We start from the raw sequence: 22,920 nt of genomic DNA on the forward strand, positions 1-22,920 counted from the left end.
GCACTTCGATGTAGCCCTGAGGACCGGAACGTTGAGCGCCTTGCACACGTCCGGAATCCTTGGCTTCAATATGTCTCCGGAAGTGTCTCCTCAGACACAACAGTGCCATTTCGCGCCAATGCGAGTGCGATCACGAATGGGTCTCCTCCGCTTCGTTTGCCGCCTCCCTTGACTAGATCGGGGTGCGCTCGAAGAACATTGACCGTTGCACGCTGAATATCCTCGATCAGGGGGCAATGTCGCCGGGCGCCGTCGCGCGCGCCTTGCCGGTCACGACGGCAAGGCCGGCGGCACCACCACCACTTACGCCAAATCCAACGTCCAAGAGATTGCCGGCGCGCTCTCCGTCCTCACCGGAGAGCCCCATCCACTCGTCTCCGCAACGGCGAAGGGCCGCGAAATACCCACTTCCACACGATGATCGGGCCCCAAGCCACGAGGCCATGTCCTGCCGTGTTGGGGAGGACGCAGTCGCGTGCCCTCGCCACCGCGTCGCAGCCAGCCTGGACTGGGACCACGACCGAGGCCGAGGCGTAAGCCGGCAGACCCGAAGGAGCCGTTGATGACATCCGAGACTGACCACACAATTCCCGCTCGACAGCCGCGCCGCAACGGTGTTCGATGGAGCACACCATCGCACCACCGGGAACCAGCACAGGCGCTGTTGCGCGGCAACCTTCACCATCACGGCGCAACCGCAGTGGGACAGGATGCCATCGTGGGATACGACTTCAACTGCCCCACATGCCAACACGACGACCAGGTACAGAAAGTGCCTGCCATCCGGGCATCGGGAACAACGACGTACTACGGATCCGACTACTACTCCGGGGTCGGCATCGGCACCGGTGGTCTCGTCCCCGTGTTCGGCTCCGCGACAGTTGAACGGACCCGCTCAACCAGGCTTGCGCAGTCGCTCGCACCGGAGCCAACACAGCGCCGTTCTGGCAAGTTGGTCCTGCTCGGCCTCGTACTGTCGATACCCGCGCTGTTCGCTGTCTTGTTCTCCATTCTCGCGATCCGTGAGCCAGATGGGGATGTCAGCTTACCGATGCTTATCCTCGTTGGCTTCGGATTCTCATTGACAGTCGCAGCACCTGCACTCTTGCTGTTCACAGCGGCTGCGCGTCGAACCCGTCGCAATAATCGAATTCTGCGTGGCCGCTATGCCGCTCGAAGTGTGTGGAGCGCTGGCTGCTACTGCCATCGGTGTGGCTACTGCTTCTGGCCGTACCCCGTCGCTCCCGGAGTTCCAGCGCGGCAACCGCTTTCTCCCGAGAACTTCCGTTGGATCGTCTGGAGCGTAGGCGGCTACGCCAACCTCTAACGGCATTGGGAGATCCAGGCCGCACGACCGTGCCGGGTACGTCTGACAACATCGTGCACTCTCATTGAATCCCACGACTTTGGAATAGGTGCGCCGAAATTTCGGCGGCCCTATCCCTCCGTCACGAACGCCTGGCCAACAATTCGCAGCACCGAGCAGTGGCACAAACTAGGCGACATTAGTTAGATCTGCGTGGCGTTGTAATCCCTCGGGTCGCCTGAGTAGCGATCTCCCCGAGGTCACATGCGTTGCACATGGTGAGAGTTTGACCGCAGGCTCGGCCTCTCTCCGATACCACTCCGCGGCAGACCGTACTTTCATTTCTTCTGCTCAGAATGCTCGATCCTTCTTCGCCGTGACGGAATTCCCTCCGTCGCGGCGTTTGTCGTTTCTCGACCCAGTGGAAGGCGATCCCGCTATGCCCGCACCTACTTCGCCGGCGCCGTCGTGCGCGGTGTGTCATTCCGTCGTTTCCGGTCGGCGACCGGAAACCTTAGATGCCGAGACAGTCTGCTCACCGTGCGTGTCCGTCTTGCCGCGCTGCGACCGGTGTCGCGAACCCAGTCGGCAGCTGGCAGTCACGGTCGAACTCGGGCGATTGTGCCGCACGTGTGCACAGGGGTGGTCGGAATGCGCACGCTGCCGGTACCACGCGCCGACCACATTTCGCACCGACACCAGTGCCCGGGTCTGCCCGCACTGCGTCAATCGGTTCTTCGATCGCTGCACTGTGTGCACTCTCTATACCGCCGATAGCCGCTACGTCTCCGGCGGCTTCCGCGTCTGTAGGCGGTGCGCACAGAACTACCGCTCCTGCGCGGACTGCGGGACACTCATGCCCGAGCACACCGACTGCGACAGCTGCGATTCCGGTGGCCGGGTCTGGAACTACAACTACAAGCCCGACCCGCGATTCTTCGGCCACGGCCCGGTGTTTCTCGGCCTGGAACTGGAAATCGTTGTCCCGTCCCATAATTACCAGATTTGCGCGTCGGCGGTCAGCGACCACGTGCGTGATTTGGCGTATCTCAAGTACGACTCATCGATCGAGCCGCTGGGCTTCGAACTGGTCACCCATCCGATGGACTACCGGTTCGCGATGGAACAGTTTCCCTGGCAACTGCTCGAGCGTCTGAGGAATCTCGGGTGCCGCTCGGATCAGAACGTCGGTATCCACGTGCATGTTTCGCGTGACGGGTTCGACTCAGCCGCACACATCTACCGGTGGGCCAAACTGATCTACCGCAACGAACCGCAAACAGTCGCCCTGGCCCGGCGACGATCGACATACGCCGAGTTCTCCACCACCGCACGCGAGCGAGTCAAGCACACCGCCAAAAACGATATGCACCGATACGGGTTGAACCGGTACCAGGCCATCAATCCGCACCCACGCCAGAGCCTGGAATTGCGGGTCTTCGCCGGCTCCCTTGATCTGCAACAGGTTCAAGCAGCATTAGCGTTCGCCGCGGCCACCGTCGAATACACCCGAACCCTCACCTCCACCGACGTCATCCAGCAGCACGGCTGGGACTGGAATCAGTTCACCGCGTGGGTGAACCAGCGCGAGGAATACGCACCCCTGGCCGCGGAGATGGAGGTGCTCGCGTGTGCCTGCTGACGTTTTTACCGAGCGGCGTCGACCCCGACATCGCGGCGCTGAGAAACGGCGCTCGCGTCAACAGGGACGGCCACGGGTTCGCCGTGGTCACCGACCCCGGCATCCTGGTCGGCCGCGGCATGGACGCCGAGCAGGTCATCGATGACTTCAGTGCGGTCCGAAGCCGGAATCCGCACCACCCGGCGCTGTTTCACAGCCGCTACGCCACCCACGGCGCGGTCAGCATCGACAACTGCCACCCGTTCCGGCTCGGCCGCGACAATCGAACAGTACTGGCACACAACGGTATTCTCCCCCGCCGGGTACAGCCAGCACCGTACGACCCTCGTTCAGATACCCGGATCGCCGCCGAAACCTACCTTCCACGAAAACCTTTCGGCCCCTACGACACCATCCGTGGTCGGCGATGCCTGGAGTCGTGGCTCGGCACTAGCAAACTCGTTCTCCTGACCGTCGATCCGAGTTTCAACGAGCACGCGTATGTCTTCAACGAATCGGCAGGTATCTGGGAAGCCGGCATCTGGTATTCGAACCCCGGCTATCGACCTGACACGGGGTCGGGGCTGCTGCGCTCACGCGCGTGGCTGTATGTGTGTGAAGGCTGTGGTGACGTCGACTTCAGCCGACGCGGCCGGTACTGCGGCCGCTGCGGCTGGTGTTTCCACTGCGCCAACATCTTTCCCCACTGCGATTGCGACCACCGCTCGAGCACGCCCGCTGTTGCGCCGCACCGCAACACCATCCGCTGATCCGCAGTCTTCAAGTTCTGCGGGGCGAGCACTTTATCCGCCCGGTCGCAGGTCCGTCCCGGTCCGGTCATATCCGCCTGATCGGCAGGCGTCGATTCACCCCTTCCTGCGTGCACGACGCGTGACGTGTTCGCGAGATTCGCACACCCCGAGTGCCATGCACGCCGAGCACTCGCCTCCCCTTGCCATCGATTCCGGCTGCCCTTCTTCATCGCCCAGGAAGGCCTCTCTATGCCCACTACGCTGACAGCACACACCCCCTGCGCCCGTTGCGCCGCAACGCTTCCCGACGATCCCCCTGGCCACGAGCGCGGTTCGCTGTGCGCGGCCTGCGAGAGTCTTCCGTTCTGCGACGATTGCGGTGACCGGGTCACTCAGATTCACACCACCGTCGATGACGGGACGTTGTGCACGGACTGTGCTGCGCGATGGCGCGAATGCGAATGCTGCGAGCTGTACACCGCTTCCGAGGACCGCACCGTCACCGACGGCGTCGTCTGCGACGGGTGCCGCGACTACCACTACTGGTGGTGCTCGGAATGCCGCTTGTACGCCCGTTCCGTACGGCTGCTCGACAACGATGAAAACGTCTGCCGAGACTGCGCAGACCGATACCGCGAATGCTTCGACTGCGATCGCCTCACCAGTAGCACCTACTGCGCCTATTGCGATGCCAACCAGCGCGATGACCGGATCTACGACTACACCTACAAACCCGACCCCGTCTTCCACGGCGAAGGCCCGGTCTACCTCGGGCTGGAACTGGAAGTCAAGACACCGAGCCGTGCCCTCGAGGACTGCGTCGATATCGCCACCAACCAGCTCGGGCGGATCGGCTATCTCAAAGAGGACGGATCCATTGGCTACGGCAACGGATTCGAACTGGTCACCCACCCGATGAGCTACACCTGGGCCATCGAAGAGTTCCCCTGGAAGGTGTTGCGGGAGCTACGCGTTCGTGGCGCCTACATCGACAACGAAGTCGGGATCCACGTCCACGTCTCCCGTGACGGGTTCGACTCTCCGGCGCACGTGTACAGGTGGATGAAATTCTTTTATCGCAACGAATCCCATGCCGTGCGGCTGGCTCGCCGTCGCAGCGACGACTGGGCCAGCTTCACTCCCGAGACCCGCGCCGGCATCGCCAAATTCGCCAAGGGCGAACGCTTCGGCTACGGCCGCTACCAGGCCATCAACGTCTATCCGCAAGAGACCTTCGAAGTGCGGATCTTCGCCAGTTCCCTACACCGCCAACAGGTCCAAGCCGCCCTGGCCTTCGTCGCCGCTTCGGTGGAATACACCCGCACTCTCACCTCCGGCGATGTCGCCCGCCGCCGCGGTTGGGAATGGACCGCGTTCGTCACCTGGGTGCGAGCGCACCCGATCTACCTGCCCTTGCTGGCGGAAATGGAGGCCCTGCAATGTGCATCCTGAGCTTCTACAAACCCGGCATCGCCCCCGATCTGGAAACGCTGCGCGACGGGGCCGCCGCAAACCCGCACGGACACGGCTACGCCATCGTGGCCGACGACCGTATCCTCGTCGGCCGCGGACTCAACGCCGACGCCGTAATCAACGAGTTCGCTTCCGTGCGAGCACTGTTCCCCGACACTCCGGCGTTATTTCATTCCCGCTTCGCCACTCACGGATATGTCAGCGAGCAGAACTGCCATCCGTTCGCGTTCGGCGGGGATGAGCGAACGGTGCTGGCGCACAACGGGGTTCTGCCCGAGATCGTGCACCCCGCATTCGATGATCCGCGCTCGGATACTCGGGTGGCGGCCGAGGATTTCCTTCCCCGTGAGCCGTTCGGGCCGATCGATTCCTGGACCGGCCGCACCGGGCTCGAGGACTGGTTGAACGGCGACAAGATGATCATCCTGACCGTCGACCCACGCTACAAGCACACCGCGTACCTGCTCAACGAACACCACGGGCACTGGAGCGCCGACGGGATCTGGTACTCCAACCACTCCTATCGGTGGCGTGCACCCGGCACCACGGCCAAACCCGGTAGCTATCTCTACGACTACTGCGACTACTGCGGCCAGTACGACATCGAACGCGCCGGCCCGCACTGCGCCGCGTGCGGGTTCTGTGAGGAGTGCTGGCGGGAGTTCCCGCACTGCGACTGCGAATTCCTCGCCGGCACCGATCGCTACGCCGACCTCAAATACTTCGACGCCGCCTGACCGTGCCAGTCCGGAACGCTCCCTCACCGACCACACCGTCCGAGAGTCGCGGCCACGCATCGACAGAACGGAGTTCCCCGCGTGATTGTCTCGTCCATTCCATCGAACTCGAACCGGCGCAGCGTTTCTCAGCTGCCCGACCATACTGGCGGTGATATCGGTGGTCACTGACCTGCACAGCCATACCGCTCGGCTGCGCATCATGCCCGGCTGCGAGGATGCGCTCCCCGAGGCGCCCTCGGGCGGGGTGCTCGTCGTCGGCTATCGCGCCAGCTTCGCGACCGCACCCGAGGGCGGAACACCGGTAGCGGCCTTCGCCGCGATCAGCCCAGCCGCGACCGCCACCTCGACCGCACCACGCATGGCGTTGATCTCGGTCGAACGCGCCACCCGAATCCTCGGCAGCAGAACTGACGGCAGCAGCGAAATCCGCTGGGAAGAGAACTATTTCGCAGGCTTCGGTGACTCCGGGATTCAGTGGCACCTGCTGCCCGTCGATGCCTGCCCCGAACGGGGTTTCGTCATCGCGTCCGGGGCATGGAGTGCCAGCGGCTACCAGGCGGTGCTGACACGGTCGGTGAGCGCCGAGGTCCCCTTCGCACCGACCGTGGTCGCGGTGCACAACGCCAACCCGCACACCGGGCACACACGGTGGTGATCCCCGACGCCAAGGCTCTGCTGGCGTGGATCGAGGCGTCCCTGCCCGAGGTCGCCCCTGCGGCGTTCGGCCCCTGGCTCGCTGAACCGGCGGGTCCGGGCGCCGTCTCGGCGGTGGTGCACATCCGAGTCGAGTCCGCGGGCCGGCCGGCGCGCTCGATCGTCGTGGTCTTGTCCGCGCACCCGATCACTGACACCGGCTCCGCGTCCTGATCCCGTTGCTTCCGTGAGCAATCACCCTGTTCCGAGGAGAGAGCTGTGAATTCCGATGCGTCGTCGGGGAATTCGTCCCGACCCCCTGTCCTGGCTGACCTGCACAACGCGCCGACCGCGCAAGGTTTGACTGTCCCGTATCTGACGTTGTGTCACCGTGGACGGCGCTCACCGGTCTGGGGCGCGATCGACCCCGAACGCTACGCAGTAGTGCTCGGACTGCGGTTGTGCCAGGTCTGCGGAGAAGCGCTCGGGAAGGGCGAAGGGCCCGGCAACCGGGTCGTGGTCTTCCTCCGGCCGCAGGACTGGCTCCGTGGCATCGGCCCAGAACCCGGGCTACACCTCTCGTGCGCCGCCTACTCGACACGCGGATGCCCGATGCTGGGCGGGCGCATGCCGACCTACCGATCCAATGCCGTGGCCGCGCGCATCACAGCGTGCGATGACCCCGGCTGCGAGTGCCATCAATGGACCATGCCCGATCCCGAGTCCGCAGAAGCCCAACGTGCGGGCAAACCCGCCGACCCGTGGTATTCGGCGTTGATCGATGCATCCGACTACGAGATCATCCATTTCGACGGCGACCCGTCCAGCCCCTCCGGGTACGGTGTCCGCCTGCGCGAGGTGCCGATTCTGCGACTACGGAAAGTACGCGGCACTCCCGACAACGAGCCGACGGTGCTCGACATGGTGGCAGCGGCGCTGGATCTCCACCGGCTCGCCGACGGTCTATGACTCGGGCACGATCGGCGGACGCCCGCAGTGGGCACCGGGCTTCCCAACAACCCGCGGCAATGCTGTCCGCTGCCTTGGCCAACGCCGAACGCGGCTTCCACATATTTCCTCTGCACACCTACTCCAAGGTCCCCGCGATCACCGACTGGGAGAACCGGGCATCGCGGGACCCCGACCGGATTCGTGCGTGGTGGACTCGCGGCCCGGCCCTGAATGTCGCGGTCGCCTGCGGTCCGAGCCGGTTGCTCGTGCTCGACCTGGATGCTGCGTCCCGGCATGCGGAGACAGAGCTGCGCACCGCTCGGGAGGGGCGAGACTCGCTCGCAGCGTTGGCAGTTCGACACAGGCAGTCAATACCGGTGCCGACTTTTTGTGTGGCGACGCCCTCGGGCGGCTACCACCTGTATTACCGAGCCGATCGATTTCCTCAGTTACGCAACACGATCGGTCTTCTCGGACCGCGGCTCGATACCCGGGCAAGCGGTGGCTACGTTGTCGCAGTCGGCTCGCGGCTGCAGCACGGTCACTACCAGGTGCTCGATCCACGAGAGCCCATCGGCTTGCCCGGATGGCTCGCAGCGCTGATGACACTGTCACCGCCGACCGAGCCGATTCGCGGCGAGAACCGGCCACACCATCGCGATGCCTATGTACGGGCCGCGTTGGCCAATCAAGCCGCCCGGGTGCGCGCAGCCTCGCCGGGGACACGGCATCGGACGCTGCTGCTGGCGGCCAACAGCCTGGGAAGGCTTGTCGGACAGGGCATCCTCGCCCGGCACGACGCCCAGGCGGCCCTCTACGACGCGGCCGCCACTCACATCGGCATCGAACGGTTCACCCACGCCGAGGCCGAGCGCACCATCACTGACGGCTTGGACTACGCCGCGCAGCGAATCGCCTTCCTTGCCTGAAGCACCGCGCGGCCAGTTTCGGGCTCCGCGATGACACGCACGATCACGGAGCCTCGGAAGGCTTTTCGGCTTTCCGGCGCTGCTCCCGGGTGTCGGTGTGAGCGATCCGCGGCGAGGTCACACCCGCAGAGTTCGTTGCTGCACTGGAATCAAGGCCGCGGGTGGGGGCTGGGTTCGCGTTGGCGGGCAGGGCTACGGCGCCCCGGGGCCCGCTGGGGGTTTCCTCTCTGTCTGGGGCCGGGTCGGAGGCATTGCCGACCAGGGCGTTGTTCGTGGACGGGTGTCGAGCTGGTGGGACCGTCGTGGCGGCCAGCGGATCCGCAGTGTTCACGTTTGTGGATGGTGTCCTGCGTCTGGACTGGCGTGAGGTGCTCGCGCGGGCACCGCCGAGAAGTTGGCGAGCGCGTTTGACTGTGATTTCGAGCAGGTCGGCGACTTCCTCGTCGGTGGGCACTTGCGCGCGCACCACCGCTGCGGCTGCGGCTTGTTCGTGTTCGTGGGTCGCGATCTCGGCCGCCGCATCAGCGATCACAGCGGCGATCTGCGTTTGCAACCGCTCGACTTCACTATCGCGGCGCTGCTGTGCGTGGGTGATCGCGTTCCAGGCCGCGAGGTACTCACCCACTGCGCGGGTGATGGTCTTCTCCCGCTCGGTGGCCGCAGCGCGGCGTTGCAGGCTGCGCTGACGTGAGCGTTGCAGGCGTGCAACAAGTTCCGGTGACTCCGGGACACGAGAGCGAGCCCGACGCGGGCGAGGGTCTTCGGTCATGACTGACAACTCCTGACGGGTACACGACAACCCAGCCAGTCCCTCGCGCACCCCACGCTACCAACCACCAGCCACACGCGGCGAGACCTTCGCCAATTCGTTGCACACGCCTGCACAACCGACCGCGCGCCCAAGAGCACTACGGCGGCGGGCTCCCTCACACACCTGGGCCAGATGCGCATCGCCGACCGATGCCACGTCGTCCGAATCCCGTCGCTGCCACACGATTAGGAGTTCCCTGCATGCATTCGCCGCCGCCTATCGCCGATCCAGCCGACCTGATCGTTTCTGTCCCCGCCATGCTCGGCTTCACCCCGAACCGGTCACTGGTCCTGGTCTTCGTGAAACGTGAAACCGGTTGTGATCGAGTGCTGTCGGTACCGCTCGCAGTGCGCACGGCGTCTCCGCTGGAGCAGGAACGACTCTCCGACACCGAGATCGCGGACCTCGCGGCACGGATGTGTCGCCAGTCGGATGCGTCCGCCGTGCTGGCGGTCCTGGTCGATGACCGCCAGTCGCGACCTGCCGTACCGGTCACCACCGATGACCGGTACGGCTCTGTTCTCGAGGCTCTGGATACGCATCTCGATTCGGTGGGCCTGAAATTCGGCGGGGCCTGGAGTGTGCGTGTCATCGCTACGGACGCCGCATGGTGGAACCCCTTCGACCCCCGACAGCACGGGCATCTTCCGGACCCTGCCAGGTCACCGATCGCGGTAGGACACAAGGCTATTGGTCGGCCTATCTACCGCACGCGCGACGAACTCGCCGCTTTCGTGGATATCGATCTGGCACTGCGTGATCAAGTGGCCGCACTGCTACCGAACGCCGCCGCGGACGCGCAACAGCGGCTGGCACGCACGGTGCGCATCGGCGACCCGGACGCCTACACCCGCCAAGCGGTGTGGCAGGTGATGCAGACCATCAAAGCCTTCTCAGCCAACTCCGTCCCCGCACCGCAGACATTGGCGAACATGGCTGTCGCCCTGCGTGATACGGACGTACGCGACGTCATGTTCGGCGTCGCCGCCGGTGTCCACGCCGACCGCGCCGAACAACTCTGGACGATTCTCACACGCGCGCTGCCGGACCCGGACCGCGCCGAAGCGGCCACCCTGCTGGCCTTCCACGCGCTGCTGCGCGGTGAGGGGGTGCGCGCAGACATCGCGGTGGACGCCGCGCTGGCCGCGGACCCCGAGCACCGCATGGCATACCTGCTGGGCGTCGCAGTCGCGACCGCTATACCGCCGCAGCGGATGCGCCGATTGTGCCGTGCCGGGATCGAGGCCGCTGCCGCGCTGCGCATCGATATCGGTGCCGCAGAATCTGATTCACACACCAAGGAGAACCTCGATGACCCCAATCGATGAGCGTCTGCTGGCGTGGGCGCTGCTCTCGCGCGCAGCGTTGGCTTCCCCGGACACGGTGCGCGCTCTGCTCGCGGCGCACGGTCCGGTCGATGCGGCCGAACGCATCGCTGCCGAGGGGGTGCGTTCACGATTCGGCCCGCAGACCCACGTCACGGCAGAGCTCGACCTCGAACGGGCTCAGCGCGTCGGCGGTCGGCTGCTCACCCGGGACGACCCGGGCTGGCCGGTCGCGCTCAGTGATCTCGACACCGTCGAGGCCCACACTCCGATCGCGCTGTGGACCCGCGGGCCCGGGCAGCTGAACCTGCTCACCGACCGCTCCATCGCCATCGTCGGCGCACGCGCCTGCACCACGTACGGCGAGAAGGTCGCCCGATATGTCGGCATGGACCTCGCCGCGCAGGGGTGGACCATCCTCAGTGGTGGCGCGTTCGGTATCGATGCGACTGCTCATGCGGCAGCTCTGAGGCCGGGCAGCCCACCGTGGCGGTTCTGCCGTGCGGGCTGCACCGGCTCTTCCCGCAGGGCAACGCCGGGTTGCTCGCCGAGGTCGAGAAGACCGGGCTGCTGGTGAGTGAATACCCTCCAGGTGTCGAGCCCAACCGCAACCTCTTCCTCGGGCGCAACCGCATAGTGGCCGCCCTGGCGGCGGGAATTGTGGTGTGCGAGTCCGGAATCCGCAGTGGCACCGCTAACACCGTGCGCTGGGGCAACAAACTCAGGCGCCCCGTCATGGCCGTACCCGGGCCGGTCGACTCCGCCGCTTCCCGCGGCTGCCACGAGTTCATCCGCACCGGTCACGCGCGGCTGGTCACCAACGCCCACGACGTCCTGGACCTACTCAAGCACTGATCCCGATATCTCGCGTCGGTGCTGCGACTCGTTCGCAGCCACCGCAGTCCTGCGTCACCACACATCTTTCCCCCGCTACCGATTGTCAACATCCTCGGAGGTCATGTATGTCCGTCAAGTCCTTTGCTGTCAAAAGCATTTCGCGTGGTGAGTACGAGCAGATGGTGCATCGTGGCCATGCCGGAGCCGTGCCGGTGATCGAGTCCGCCCCGGTACTGGATCGGTGGCGCGCCGAGCATCCTGACTGGCGTGGCCGGCACTGGACATTCATCGCCGACGACCGCGACGTGCTGCGGCTGCGCCCGCTGAATGTCACCCGCGCCGAGCGCCGCCCGATCGCTGCCTGACACACACCACCCATCCGCCATCTCTGCCTGTGGGGCCCGATACGCCGCGACATATCGGGCCCCACTCCTATGCCTGGAGGTCTGTCCCGTGGAATCTGATTCCGCCCCCACTGCCGCAGCGGTTCTCGACGCCGAGGTCGTCGAGCCTGCCGAAATCGTTGCCTCTCCCACGGCCTTCGAAATCGGGCCGGACTCCGCCGCGGAGCCACTGCCGAATGTCGAGGCGCTCTGGCGCAGCCCGACCGAGTTGGTGATCGCAGAGAACGTCCGTAAAACCTTCGATCTCGACGCCCATCCCGACGTGCGGGATTCCATCAAGGAGTTCGGCGTCAGCATTCCGATCCTCGCTGAGCGTCAGCCCGACGGCAGTCTGCATGTCACCGAAGGCCAACTGCGCGCACTCATCGCCGCCGACGTCGGCACCACGAAGGTTCCGGTGTGGGTGACCGACGCCGACCCGAGTATTCCGGAGAACGAGCGCCGCATCTCCAGGACGTTGATGCAGATGAATGTCAACGACCGGCGCGTGCCCATGGTCGAGGCCGACCGCGCCGACGGGATCGCTTTGATGCTGGACCTCGGTGCGTCGGTGACCCGGGTCGCGAAGGGCCTGCAGCGCAAGCGCTCCGAGGTCAAGCACAATGCCGCGATCGCCGCGTCGCCCACCGCGCGCGGGCTCGTCGATTCCAGTTCCTACAGTCTCGATCAGCTCGCGGTCATCGCCGAATACGAAACTCTCGGCGACACCGACGCGGTCGAGTATCTGGTGCAGGTGCCGCGGTCGAGCTTCAGTTACCGGGCCAAGCAGATCGCCGCCGACCGCCGCGAAACCCGCGCCCGCCTCGAGGCATCCATGTTGTACGCGGCCCTGGGATTCGGGGTCCTCACCGCTGAACCCGACACCAGCTCGACCGAGTCGCAGATTCTTCCGGCCGAGCTGCTCGAGACCGTCGATTCCAGGCCGGTCACCGAAGTTCTGATCGCCGCGCATGCGCACCGCTGGCTGGTGTATGTCGACGTGCAGGAGAACGGGCAACTCCTCGACACCCTCACCGGTGAACTCGTCGACCCCGATCACGTCGACTGGGGCACCCAGGGCAACAACGAATCCCAGCCCGCCGAGGGGCTGCGTCACGCCGATTCGGTCGAATACCGCGATCGCTGGATTCCTCTGTACTTCCTTGCTGCCGAGCAGCTGTCCGAGTCAGGGTTGCGCATGCGCACCTCCGCCCAGAGCGAGGGGGCGACGGGCAGCGGGCGCGACGAGGCCGAACAGGCCGCGACGCAACGGGACGAGGCGCGCCGGGAGCGGCGGCGGGTACGGGAGTTGAACAAGCGTGGTCTCGCCGCGAAGGAGCGGCGCGTGGAATTCCTGGGCCGGTTGCTGTCGCGGCGTACCCCGCCGCCGCAGGCCGGTCAGTTCGTCGCCGAGTCCCTGGCCTGGGAGTCGGACCTGCTGGGGTCCTTCCACGCGCCCCGGACCGCGCTGAACCTGCTCGGGGTGTCCGGATTCACCACCGAGTTGGTCGCCTCGATCCAATCCGCGACAGCGAGCCGGTCGTGGGTGATCGTGCTCGGCATGGTGCTCGGCGCGTTCGAATCGCGCGCCGGGAAGGACTCCTGGCGCTACAACGACCGCGGCCTGCACCGGTATCTGCGATTCCTCGCCACCGTCGGCGAGCAGCTCGAGTTCGAGCTCGTGGACGTCGAGCAAGCCGCCGCCGGCCTCATCGATTTTCACGACATCGACATCGACGCCGACGTCAATCTCGACACTGCCGCCCCCGCCGCTGCCTGATCCACCGCGATGCTGCGCATCCGACCCGTTTTCGTGCGCGGTCCATCGTCGGTCGCGACCCGACAGCGGTGACGTATCAACTATTTTCGAGGAAGGGAGCCGAATTATGGCTCAGGACACCGTATTGACGGTCATCGGGAATTTGACCGGTGACCCCGAATTGCGATTCACCCCGGCGGGAGAAGCGGTCACCAATTTCACCGTCGCCTCCACACCCCGCTACTTCGACCGGAAGTCCGGCGAGTGGCGCGATAGCGAAGCGTTATTCCTGCGCTGCGGTATTTGGCGGCAGGCCGCGGAAAACTTTGCCGAGAGCCTGACCCGCGGCGCACGGGTCATCGTCTCCGGACGATTGAAGCAACGTTCCTACGAAACCCGCGAAGGCGAGAAGCGTACCGTCGTCGAGCTCGACGTCGACGAGGTCGGTCCCTCGCTGCGATACGCCACCGCGAAAGTGACGAAGAACCCGACCGGCAACGGCGCGGGACCGACACGGCGCACAGCCGCCGGGAACGGGTTCGGTCAGCCCACCGACGGGGTCGATCAGCCCAGCGAGGGCCAGGACCCCTGGCACGCACCGGCACTCGCGGTCGTCGGGTCGAACCGTTTCACCGACGACCCCGCCTTCTGAGTTCCGGCCCCACCGTCGTTCCCTGCACCGGCCGTGGCCGGTGCAGGGAACGGTGGGGGTGGGATGTCCTGCTGGTCCGGACGACCAGCCATCCCGAGGGCTACCGGCCCCGATCGCGCCGCGCCACTGAGCCCGCGCCCGGCGCAACCGAATCCCCGTGCGCCCCTTCTGCTCCGTCAGCGCCCTCTCGTGGGTGAGCGCACGGAAATTCGCTTCCGCACGCTCTGGCGCGTTCTCCGCCGCGCGTCGCGCCCAGGGCCGGTCTCGCGCCCTCGGCTGGTCGTCCGGACCAGCCGGCCATCCCGGCTGTCGAGGTTGCTCACGCGCCGGGGTGCTCGCCGACATCACCGTCCAGACAGGAAACCTTCCGTGCCCGAAACCAGTGCCTTCATCGACGCCATCGCCGCACTCGACATCACCTTCACCACCGACCGCCGCGCCGCGCGCCGTGCGTTCCCCGCCGCGCTCGCCCTCGCCACCGCCGAGGATCATGCTTTTCTGGATCGGCTCGTGGATACCTTTACTCTCTACCCGTTCGAGTCGGCCATGAAAAGGCTTGCCGCCCAGTACGCCGCCGAGCCGGACAACCAGCGCCGTTTGGTCGCGCTGGTGCCCGATACCGATCCGAGGTTGTTCATCCGCGATCGCGCCGATCGGGTCGCGGAGATGCAAGCACGCGCGAGGCGCAACAACACCAGTGTCGAGGAGGAATACTCCGCCCAGCATGTGGCGCTGCCGTCCGCGGAGTTGCCGCGCACACCGATGCGGCAATGGCGCAACCCGCCCGCGCGCACTTACCTCGCTCCCAACCGGGGCACCGAGAAGTCGCGCCAAACACCCGAGCAGATCAAGTACCGCGCCGTGCGGCGCGGCAAGCGCCGCCCTGTCGTCACCGAGCCCGAGCTCGTCACCAAATATGTGGCGGAGAACCTTTACACCGACACCGTCGACAGTGAACTCACCGACGCCCGCGCCGCCGAGAACCGTGCCCGCGAACGCGGACTGCTCGCCCGACCCGAAACCGGTTCGTGGACACCGCGCTTCCCCGGCGACAAGCCGCCCCTCGATGCCGAGGAAGCACACGCGCTCTGGAATCACGCCTACGTCCACTACGTCGCCGAACAACATCAGCACGCACTCGCCCTCGCCGGGAAGTCCACGATCAGCGACGACAACGCCCTCGCCCACGCCGCCACCCGCACCACCTTGCGCGGTTACACCGACCGGCGCACCGCAATTCCGTTCCAGGGCAACGGCCTGGACTACGACCACGAAGCCATGACCCCGGTGCGCGGATGGCGGTGCGTGTCCTGCTTCATCGAACGCAGCGACACCGACCAGCATCTGATCCACGACCGCGCTGGTGCGCTCCGCAGCGACGACGGATTGTGCGATATGTGCCGCGCCGATGACCGCCCCGGGCTCCCGCCGCTGCCTGCCGGTTTCACCGCGCGGGATCTCGCCCGCGCGTACTTCCGGTTCTTCGCCGATACCTACCCCGATGCCACGCGGGGTCTGCTGGCGGAGGTGCGTGGTCGTGCGCCGCAGTGGCTGATCACGCTCATCGACGAATTCCTCGACACCGCAGCTCTTCCCGGTGGCGCGCCGAGCAACCCCGACCCGCAGCCGCCGCTGGCCCGGGCGCAGCGGCAGCCGCGTCGGCGCGGACCGGTCCTGGGTGCGGGTCAGCGCACCGGCCGCTGCGATGCGTGCACCCGCATCACAGCCGTCAACACCGACAGCCTCTGCACCCAGTGCTTGGTCTGGATCGGCCTTGACGTGCCCGTCCGGCGCGAGCACGCCGCCTGACCTTCCGCCCGCTTGTTCTCCGGTCCGCCGCGGTGCCCATGCCTGCGGCGGACCGGCCACCACTCCCGCACCGTCCCACATCAGTAAGGAGCTGCCCCATGCCCTCTGTACCCACGATCGCGAAGTACACCGTCACCTACATCCTCGTATTCGCCGCGTTCTACTGCGTCGCGTATCTCCTCATCCACGTGCTGCCCGTCGACCTGAACCCTTCGATCCGGCTCACCTGTCCCACAAGCAGTCCCGTCGCTCGCAGGACGTAACACGCTGACCGCCTCCAGGTTCGATATCGGCAGGTAAGCAGTCCACTCTGCTTACCTGCCGAACCCCACCAACTCTCACCGGCATTAACTCACCCACCTCCCTCACCGCAGCCACTCCCACACCTTCTCAACTCCACCTCCCACCTATTCTTTCTACTTCTCCCACACCCCAATCCCTCTTCTTTCTCCTATTAGCGCCATTCAAACCTCTTGCATAGAGGGAACAATTCAGTAACAACCAGCGGGAACGCGGAATCTGATAACTTCCTTATCACTCGAGGCTCTAGAAGAGTTCACCGCAACAGGGGTTCGATGGATATGTGACAGCGACGCTCCATAAAGTGTTGGCCGGCAACGGCTACCTGTACTACCTACGCCACGTCGCGGCCGACGACGCCACCGACCGCGGCCCTGGGTCGCTCGCGGACTACTACTCAGCGCGCGGTGAATCACCGGGCCGCTGGCACGGCAAAGGTTTGGCGGCACTGGGACTTACCCCGGGACAACAGGTCACCGAAGCCCAGATGAAAGCCCTGTTCGGCGAAGGGAGACACCCGGATGCCGATCTCATTCAAGATCGAATCATCGATGCCGAGATCAGCAAAGGCGCCAAACCCAAAGATGCCCAGCGTGCCGCGGACCGTGCCACCCGGCTCGGCAACCTCTACCGCGTCTACGACCACCACAACGCCTTCCGATCGCACTGCGCCGAGGCGTTCGTCGAACACAATGTTGCACACGGTGTTCACCGCTCCACAGCGATCCCCGACGGCATCCGCGCCCGGATCCGCACCCGCGTGGCCACCCGTATGTTCACCGACGCCATCGGACGCGCACCACTCGATACACGGGAACTGTCCGGGTGGGTGGCCCGCAACTCACGCCCCAACTCGGCGGCGGTCGCCGGGTTCGACATCACGTTGAGCCCGGTCAAGAGCGTGTCCGCACTACGCGCGATCGCACCCTTGCAGGTCGCCGAGAAAATCGCCAAGGCCGATGATTTGGCGGCCGATGACGCGATCGGATGGCTCGAAACCCACGGAGTATTCACTCGGTTGGGGCGCAACGGGGTCCGGCAGGTGGACGTGGAAGGGATTGTCGCAGCACGCTTCTCGCACCGTGAATCACGGTGTGGTGACCCCGATTTCCACACACACGTGTTGATCGCCAACCGGGTGCGCACCCTGGATGGGCAGTGGCGCACCCTGGACGCGGCAGTCATCTACCGGTTGATGGTCACCGTCAGCGAGATCTACAACTCGCGTCTGGAACACCATCTGGAAGCCGAGCTGGGGTTGTCGTTCACCGAACGGCCCGGCACCGACCCGGCCAAGCGTCCGATCCGCGAAATAGTTGGCATGCCACTGGAGTTGATCGAATTCTGGTCACAGCGCGATGCCGCGATCACCGCCCGCATCGGGCAACTCACGGCCCAGTTTCAGCGCGAGGTCGGGCGCGAACCGATCGCCAAGGAGGTGTTCGCCCTCATGCAGCGCGCAACCCTCGAGACCCGCCCTGCCAAGCACCGATCCCGCTCCTGGGCGCAACAACGAGCGGACTGGCGCGCACAAGCGGAATCGGTTCTGGGAGGGCGAGAAGCATTGGTGCGCACGGTCTCCACGATCCTGTCGCATCGGCCGGCGTCGCGCACTCGATTCACTGTCGACGATGTCGCGCGAACCGCGCGAAGTGTGCTGGCCACGGTGTCGGCCCAGCGACCGACCTGGCAGTGGCACCACGTGCGCGCGGAAGCCGAACGGGCACTGCGCGGGCGGGTCGGCCGCGACGACTGGGCCGACACCGTCGACAAGGTCATGGCCGAGGCGCTCTCACCGACTGAAGCGGTCGCTCGCGGTGACCCCGATCTGGCGGCCGAACCCGTGCTGCGGGAAACCCCGCAGATGTATCAACGCCTCGGCGGTGCCAGCGTCTACACCAGTGCCGCAGCCACGCCCTTCACCTCCGTCCATCGTTTGGATGTGACCGAGCGCCTGATCGAACTGTCCCTGCAACTCGGTGCCCGCACACTGCCCGAACATGTTGTCACCGAAGCGATCCGCGCCTACAACAGCGACCTCACCAACCGCGGGCGCCAACTCAACGCCGGACAGATGTCGGTGATCACAGAGTTCGCACGCTCGCCCTGGCACATCGCCACCACGAACGCGCCCGCCGGCGCGGGCAAAACCACCGCGATGCGAGTGCTCGCCGACGCCTGGCGCAGTGGCGGTGGCACCGTCCTGGGATTGGCACCGACCGCCGCCGCCGCTGCCGTACTCGGTGAAGCGACCGGCGCCCGCGTCGAAACCGTCGACAAACTGCTCACCACGGTCCGCAACCACTCCCCCGCCACCGTCGCTGCCGCTGACCAGGACCGGCCTTTTCCGGCGCCGCTGCCGCAGTGGGTGCTCGACATCGATACGCGCACTGTGGTGATCGTCGATGAGCATGTACGCCTCGGTGATGACAAACGCCTGCAGCTGTTCGAATTCCTCCTCGCGCGCGGGGCGGCGGTGCGGTGTGTCGGCGATGATCACCAGCTCGCTCCGATCGAGGCGGGCGGGGCGGCGGCCGATGCCGCCGATGCCGCACGCGCCTCGACCCTGACTCATGTGGTCCGGTTCGCCTCGACCGCGGAAGCCTCGGCGAGTCTTCTTGTCCGCGAGGGTGATCCGTGCGCGCTCGGCTACTATCTCGATCACCAGCGCGTGCACTCCGGGGCTCCTGCCGCGGTGCGTGAGCAGGGCTACGCCGGGTGGATCGCCGACCACCTGCGCGGCCGCGACACCGTGATGCTCGCCGCCACCCACGAGCTCGTCACCCAGCTGAACGATCAAGCTCGCGCCGACCGACTCGCGCGCGCAGACACTCCCGCCTCCCTCGAAACAGCCGTGGCTGACGGGCTTTTCGCGTCCGTCGGCGACCTCGTCTGTACCCGCCACAACAACCCCCGCCTTCGTCTGGGCGAGCGGGACTGGGTCCGCAACGGCTACCGCTGGACCGTCACCGACATCCACGCTGATGGCAGCATGACCGTCACCCATCTGCGCCCGGGCGGTCAACCGGGTCACAGCACGGTGTTGCCCACTACCTATGTGCGCGAGCATGTACGGCTCGGCTACGCGGTAACCATCGACTCCGCGCAAGGCATCACCGCCGATACCTGCCACGTCGTGCTCGCCGGATTCGAATCCCGCAACCAGCTCTACGTCGCCATGACCCGCGGCGTCCTGGAAAACCATGTGTATGTTCCTACCGCGATCGACGGTAGCGAAGCCTCGTTCTGGACCGAACCGGGCATGTTTCCCCGCACCGCCACCGAAGTGCTGCAACGCATCCTGGCCCGCGACGGCACCGGCAAATCCGCGCACACCGAACTCCGCGACGCCCTGAACCCGCACAACCGCCTCGGCCACGCCATCGACACCTACCTCGACGCACTCGGCGTCGCCGCAGAACACACCCTCGGCGCCGAAGGTCTCGCGAGCCTCGACACGCTCGCCGAACAGCTACACCCCGGGCTCCTCGACGCACCCGCCTACCCGGTTCTGCGCCAGCACCTGGCGATCCTCGCACTGTCCGGCGACGACCCAGGCCAGGCATTGACCGCGGCGATCGCAGCCCGCGAACTCGACACCGCCGATGATCCCGCCGCAGTGCTGGACTGGCGCTTGAACGCCGGGCAATCGCGCTTCTCTGATCCCGGGCCGCTGCCGTGGTTGCGGGGACTGCCGCGCCAGCTTCCCGACACACTCGCCAGCGAACACTTGCGCGCTCGTGCGCGCCTGATCATGGCTCTCGCCGATCAGATCCGTGCCGACGGCGGGTCGTGGACGGCCTCGACGGCGCCGATCTGGGCGCGACCGGTCCTGGGTAGTTCCGGATTGGCCTCCGATTTGGCCGTGTGGCGTGCCGGGCACCACACACCCGATACCGATATACGCCCTACCGGCCCAACAGGTCTCACCGCCGGTGAACGTGACCATCAACTGCTGTTGAACGCCCGCGTCACCGATACCCTCGGCGACCTGCACACCGCCTTGAATGCGTGGTCGCCGCTGATCAAACGGCTCGATGTTCGACTCCTCGACGATCCGTGGTGGCCTGTGCTGGCCGACAAACTCGACACCGCCGCCGGCGCCGGACTCGACGTCGACACCCTCCTCACCGCCGCCGCGACCCAACGTCCTCTGCCCGACGACATGCCCGCCGCGGCCCTCTGGTTCCGGCTCGGACTCGACCCCTCGGCACTCTCGCCCCAAGCCGGCGGCCCGAACCTTCAGCCCGAGTGGACTTCTCACCTACACCACCTACTCGGCGACCAGACCGCCGACCAGGTCCTCACCGACCCGGCATGGCCTCGCATCGTGGCCGCCGTCGACCACGGAACCGCGAACGGCTGGACACCCACGAACCTGCTCGACACCGCACACGAGCTCCTCATCGCAGCCCACACCGACAACACCAGCCAGCCTCGACCCGACCAATTCGCCACCGCGCTCGCCTGGCGTATCGAAGCGCTCTTACATCCCACCATCCCCGAACACCGACCCGACCCCACCCGCACCGAAACCGAAAGCCCGTATTCCGCAGCAACTCTGGACACAACCATGACCGAACCAGCCCACGATCCGACCGCCGCAACAACACCGCACAACACCAACCGGCCATCGCGAACCGACCCCGAATCCTCGGCCGATACCAGCACCGATACCGATGAACCCCTGCCGGAATCGCTGCGCACCATCGCAGAGTTAGTGCGTACCGGACGCCTCCAGGACGCGGGAACCGCCATCAGAGCCGTGACACGCGAGGTATCCGACGAACAGATCCAAACCCTCGATCTCATCGCGACCACCCTCTACCGCAACAGCTTCCCTGTCGCCGCCGCCCGGCTTCGGTGGGCGGCCCAGCAATTCCCGCAGCATCGCGCGCTCATCGACGCCGCCACACCCCTCAGCGACCCGCACGTCTATCAGCCTGAGACGTCCCCTCCAACGCCGAGCCGGGACGAACTCCGAAACCGTGCCGCACGCGACAACGACACTCGCCTCGACTCTCATCCCCAACGTCCCGCTGCGAGCCCTGCGGCGGCACACGCTGCGCGCGCAGCACAGGAGTACCTCGATTACCGCGCTGATGTCGACGACGCACCCCGTCACATGCCGGTGCCCGAGGGAGCACCGCATCCCTATTACCAAGGCCGTCCTCAGAGGACGAGTGCTGACGGCTACCGACTCGACTACGACCTCGCCGCTATCCCTGACAGCCGCGGCTTCTGCTGCGTGCACTGCAGCATCGAACGCGCCGTCACCGACGCCCTCCCGACAAGCGCCCGCCGCAGCGACGACGGACTCTGTGCAGACTGCCGCGACAACAACACCGCCGGTATCCCCGACCACGACCCTGTCGACCACATTCGCGCACGCTGCGCACACATCAGCGACACCTACCCCGCCCCCGCAGCTTTGGCGATGCTGCGCCGGGACTGGTCCAACGCCCGTACCCCACACGCCCGCGACGCGATCGCAGCTTGGGTCACTGAGCACCGTGTCCTCGAAACCGGCGAGCAATCAATCGGTATCGGCGCTGCGGCGGCCCTGTCGGAGGCGAGCGCCTCGGGCGCGCTGATAACTCTCACCGACGGTCAGATCGCTCACCGAGCAGCGGACATCGAGCGGCGTCTCGCGCTCGCTGACAGCGAAGCCATCCTCTACGGGCCAGCCCCGAAACCATTCGAGGCCACCGGCATCTCCGACGCCACCAACGCTTCCGACACCACCTGGCTCCAAGACGAACTAGCCCAATTACACACCGAACAGCTCCGGCGCACGCAACTCACACCCACTCAGGTTGCCACCGAGGACACCTTTCGCAGCGACTACATCGAACAGCGCGCACCAGAATCAGTCGATTTCGACGTGTCCGCCGCCACGGAAGATCCTCTCCCCCACCAGATAGACACATCTCCCGAGTTGTGAATTCGCCGCAACCCCCATCGGGGGGACAGCACCGAAGGCACGAATACTGATCGCTGAACCGCCGAAGTTGAGAGACGAAGAAGGTGACAGACCGCTTCGGTAAGGTTCGCCGCTATGCGGCCTGCCACTGCGGTCGTCGCGGACCTCATCACGGGTATCTCTCCCTTCGATGATCTCGAACGACACCACATCACAACAACCTTGGATTGGCTTGGATCGACCGACGATATCTTCCGGCGGGCCAAGCCAGGCATCCCGTCACCACACCTTGCCGTCTACATGGTCATGGTCGATCCCGAGGCTCGAGGGGTGTACCTCGGCCAGCATCGCCTGGCCGGACTGCACCTACCGATGGGCGGGCACGTCGAGGCTGACGAACACCCGTTAGATGCGGCCCGGCGGGAAGTCGGTGAAGAACTCGGTATCGAAGCCGAATTCGATGTGGTGGGCCAGCAACCGCTACTGCTCACCAGCGGCACCGTCGGCAGCACGCCGCGCCATACCGACATTTCGTTGTGGTACGTGATCCACGGTATTCGCGCGCGCCAGTACACACTCGACCCCGGCGAGTTCGACGGTGGGCGATGGTGGGATCTGGACCCATACGGCCTGCCGGCCACGGATCCACACCTGCCCCGATTTCTCCGCAAGCTCGACAGCATCCTGCTGCCCGAGACACGCCGATGAGCAAATCG

18 protein-coding genes and 1 pseudogene are annotated in these 22,920 nt (G+C 65.8%); 18 read left to right on the forward strand and 1 reads right to left on the reverse strand.

All coding sequences use genetic code 11. The annotated features are described in order from the left end of the window. The first annotated feature begins 562 nt into the window (after positions 1 to 562). From OG326_RS34385 to OG326_RS34425, 9 genes are all read left to right on the forward strand, one after another. Positions 563 to 1,327 (forward strand): hypothetical protein, encoded by a 765-nt coding sequence (locus tag OG326_RS34385; protein WP_327141291.1) that lies wholly within the window; start codon positions 563 to 565, stop codon positions 1,325 to 1,327. Positions 1,328 to 2,162: 835 nt separating this feature from the next. Next, positions 2,163 to 2,948, forward strand: coding sequence for a hypothetical protein (locus tag OG326_RS34390; RefSeq protein ID WP_327141292.1), 786 nt, complete (start codon positions 2,163 to 2,165; stop codon positions 2,946 to 2,948). Beyond that, complete coding sequence (locus OG326_RS34395; protein WP_327141293.1) at positions 2,936 to 3,697, forward strand: class II glutamine amidotransferase; 762 nt, start codon at positions 2,936 to 2,938, stop codon at positions 3,695 to 3,697. Before OG326_RS34390 ends, OG326_RS34395 begins: the two co-directional genes overlap by 13 nt. A 231-nt stretch (positions 3,698 to 3,928) precedes the next feature. Beyond that, positions 3,929 to 5,131 (forward strand): hypothetical protein, encoded by a 1,203-nt coding sequence (locus OG326_RS34400; RefSeq protein ID WP_327141294.1) that lies wholly within the window; start codon positions 3,929 to 3,931, stop codon positions 5,129 to 5,131. Continuing rightward, positions 5,119 to 5,889, forward strand: a complete 771-nt coding sequence (locus tag OG326_RS34405; RefSeq protein WP_327141295.1) for a hypothetical protein — start codon at positions 5,119 to 5,121, stop codon at positions 5,887 to 5,889. The genes OG326_RS34400 and OG326_RS34405 overlap by 13 nt, the downstream gene beginning before the upstream one ends. A gap of 160 nt (positions 5,890 to 6,049) precedes the next feature. Beyond that, positions 6,050 to 6,547: a hypothetical protein gene (locus tag OG326_RS34410; RefSeq protein ID WP_327141296.1), complete on the forward strand. Its 498-nt coding sequence runs from the start codon at positions 6,050 to 6,052 to the stop codon at positions 6,545 to 6,547. Then, positions 6,541 to 6,759, forward strand: a complete 219-nt coding sequence (locus OG326_RS34415; RefSeq protein ID WP_327141297.1) for a hypothetical protein — start codon at positions 6,541 to 6,543, stop codon at positions 6,757 to 6,759. The genes OG326_RS34410 and OG326_RS34415 overlap by 7 nt, the downstream gene beginning before the upstream one ends. 393 nt (positions 6,760 to 7,152) lie before the next feature. Beyond that, a complete protein-coding gene (locus OG326_RS34420) occupies positions 7,153 to 7,494 on the forward strand; it encodes a hypothetical protein (protein ID WP_327141298.1) in 342 nt (113 codons plus the stop codon). Between the two features lie 59 nt (positions 7,495 to 7,553). After that, on the forward strand, positions 7,554 to 8,405 hold the full coding sequence (locus OG326_RS34425; RefSeq protein WP_327141299.1) for a bifunctional DNA primase/polymerase: 852 nt from the start codon (positions 7,554 to 7,556) through the stop codon (positions 8,403 to 8,405). Between the two features lie 43 nt (positions 8,406 to 8,448). On the opposite strand, the gene OG326_RS34430 is transcribed toward OG326_RS34425, so the two are convergent. Beyond that, complete coding sequence (locus OG326_RS34430; RefSeq protein ID WP_327141300.1) at positions 8,449 to 9,030, reverse strand: hypothetical protein; 582 nt, start codon at positions 9,028 to 9,030, stop codon at positions 8,449 to 8,451. A gap of 386 nt (positions 9,031 to 9,416) precedes the next feature. Here OG326_RS34430 and OG326_RS34435 point away from each other — a divergent pair, with 386 nt between their 5' ends. From OG326_RS34435 to OG326_RS34475, 9 genes and pseudogenes are all read left to right on the forward strand, one after another. Continuing rightward, the gene (locus tag OG326_RS34435; RefSeq protein WP_327141301.1) at positions 9,417 to 10,544 is read left to right on the forward strand and encodes a DUF4192 domain-containing protein; all 1,128 of its coding nucleotides are present in this window, start codon (positions 9,417 to 9,419) and stop codon (positions 10,542 to 10,544) included. Continuing rightward, positions 10,528 to 11,396 (forward strand): annotated as a pseudogene (gene dprA, locus OG326_RS34440) (DNA-processing protein DprA). Before OG326_RS34435 ends, dprA begins: the two are co-directional and overlap by 17 nt. 107 nt (positions 11,397 to 11,503) lie before the next feature. Then, the gene (locus OG326_RS34445) at positions 11,504 to 11,743 is read left to right on the forward strand and encodes a hypothetical protein (RefSeq protein WP_327141302.1); all 240 of its coding nucleotides are present in this window, start codon (positions 11,504 to 11,506) and stop codon (positions 11,741 to 11,743) included. Between the two features lie 88 nt (positions 11,744 to 11,831). Beyond that, positions 11,832 to 13,541 carry a ParB/RepB/Spo0J family partition protein gene (locus OG326_RS34450; RefSeq protein WP_327141303.1) on the forward strand — a complete coding sequence of 570 codons (1,710 nt, stop codon included), beginning with the start codon at positions 11,832 to 11,834 and terminating at the stop codon, positions 13,539 to 13,541. Between the two features lie 106 nt (positions 13,542 to 13,647). Further along, a complete protein-coding gene (locus OG326_RS34455) occupies positions 13,648 to 14,172 on the forward strand; it encodes a single-stranded DNA-binding protein (protein ID WP_327141304.1) in 525 nt (174 codons plus the stop codon). 369 nt (positions 14,173 to 14,541) lie between these two features. Beyond that, positions 14,542 to 15,981, forward strand: coding sequence for a hypothetical protein (locus OG326_RS34460; RefSeq protein ID WP_327141305.1), 1,440 nt, complete (start codon positions 14,542 to 14,544; stop codon positions 15,979 to 15,981). 98 nt (positions 15,982 to 16,079) lie between these two features. Continuing rightward, positions 16,080 to 16,244 carry a hypothetical protein gene (locus tag OG326_RS34465; protein ID WP_327141306.1) on the forward strand — a complete coding sequence of 55 codons (165 nt, stop codon included), beginning with the start codon at positions 16,080 to 16,082 and terminating at the stop codon, positions 16,242 to 16,244. A 341-nt stretch (positions 16,245 to 16,585) separates the two neighbouring features. Further along, the gene (gene mobF, locus OG326_RS34470) at positions 16,586 to 22,225 is read left to right on the forward strand and encodes a MobF family relaxase (RefSeq protein ID WP_327141307.1); all 5,640 of its coding nucleotides are present in this window, start codon (positions 16,586 to 16,588) and stop codon (positions 22,223 to 22,225) included. A gap of 114 nt (positions 22,226 to 22,339) precedes the next feature. Continuing rightward, entirely contained in the window at positions 22,340 to 22,912 is a 573-nt protein-coding gene (locus OG326_RS34475; RefSeq protein WP_327141308.1) for an NUDIX hydrolase, read from the forward strand. Positions 22,913 to 22,920: the final 8 nt, after the last annotated feature.

Source organism: Nocardia sp. NBC_01327 (assembly GCF_035958815.1).
Classification (GTDB): domain Bacteria; phylum Actinomycetota; class Actinomycetes; order Mycobacteriales; family Mycobacteriaceae; genus Nocardia.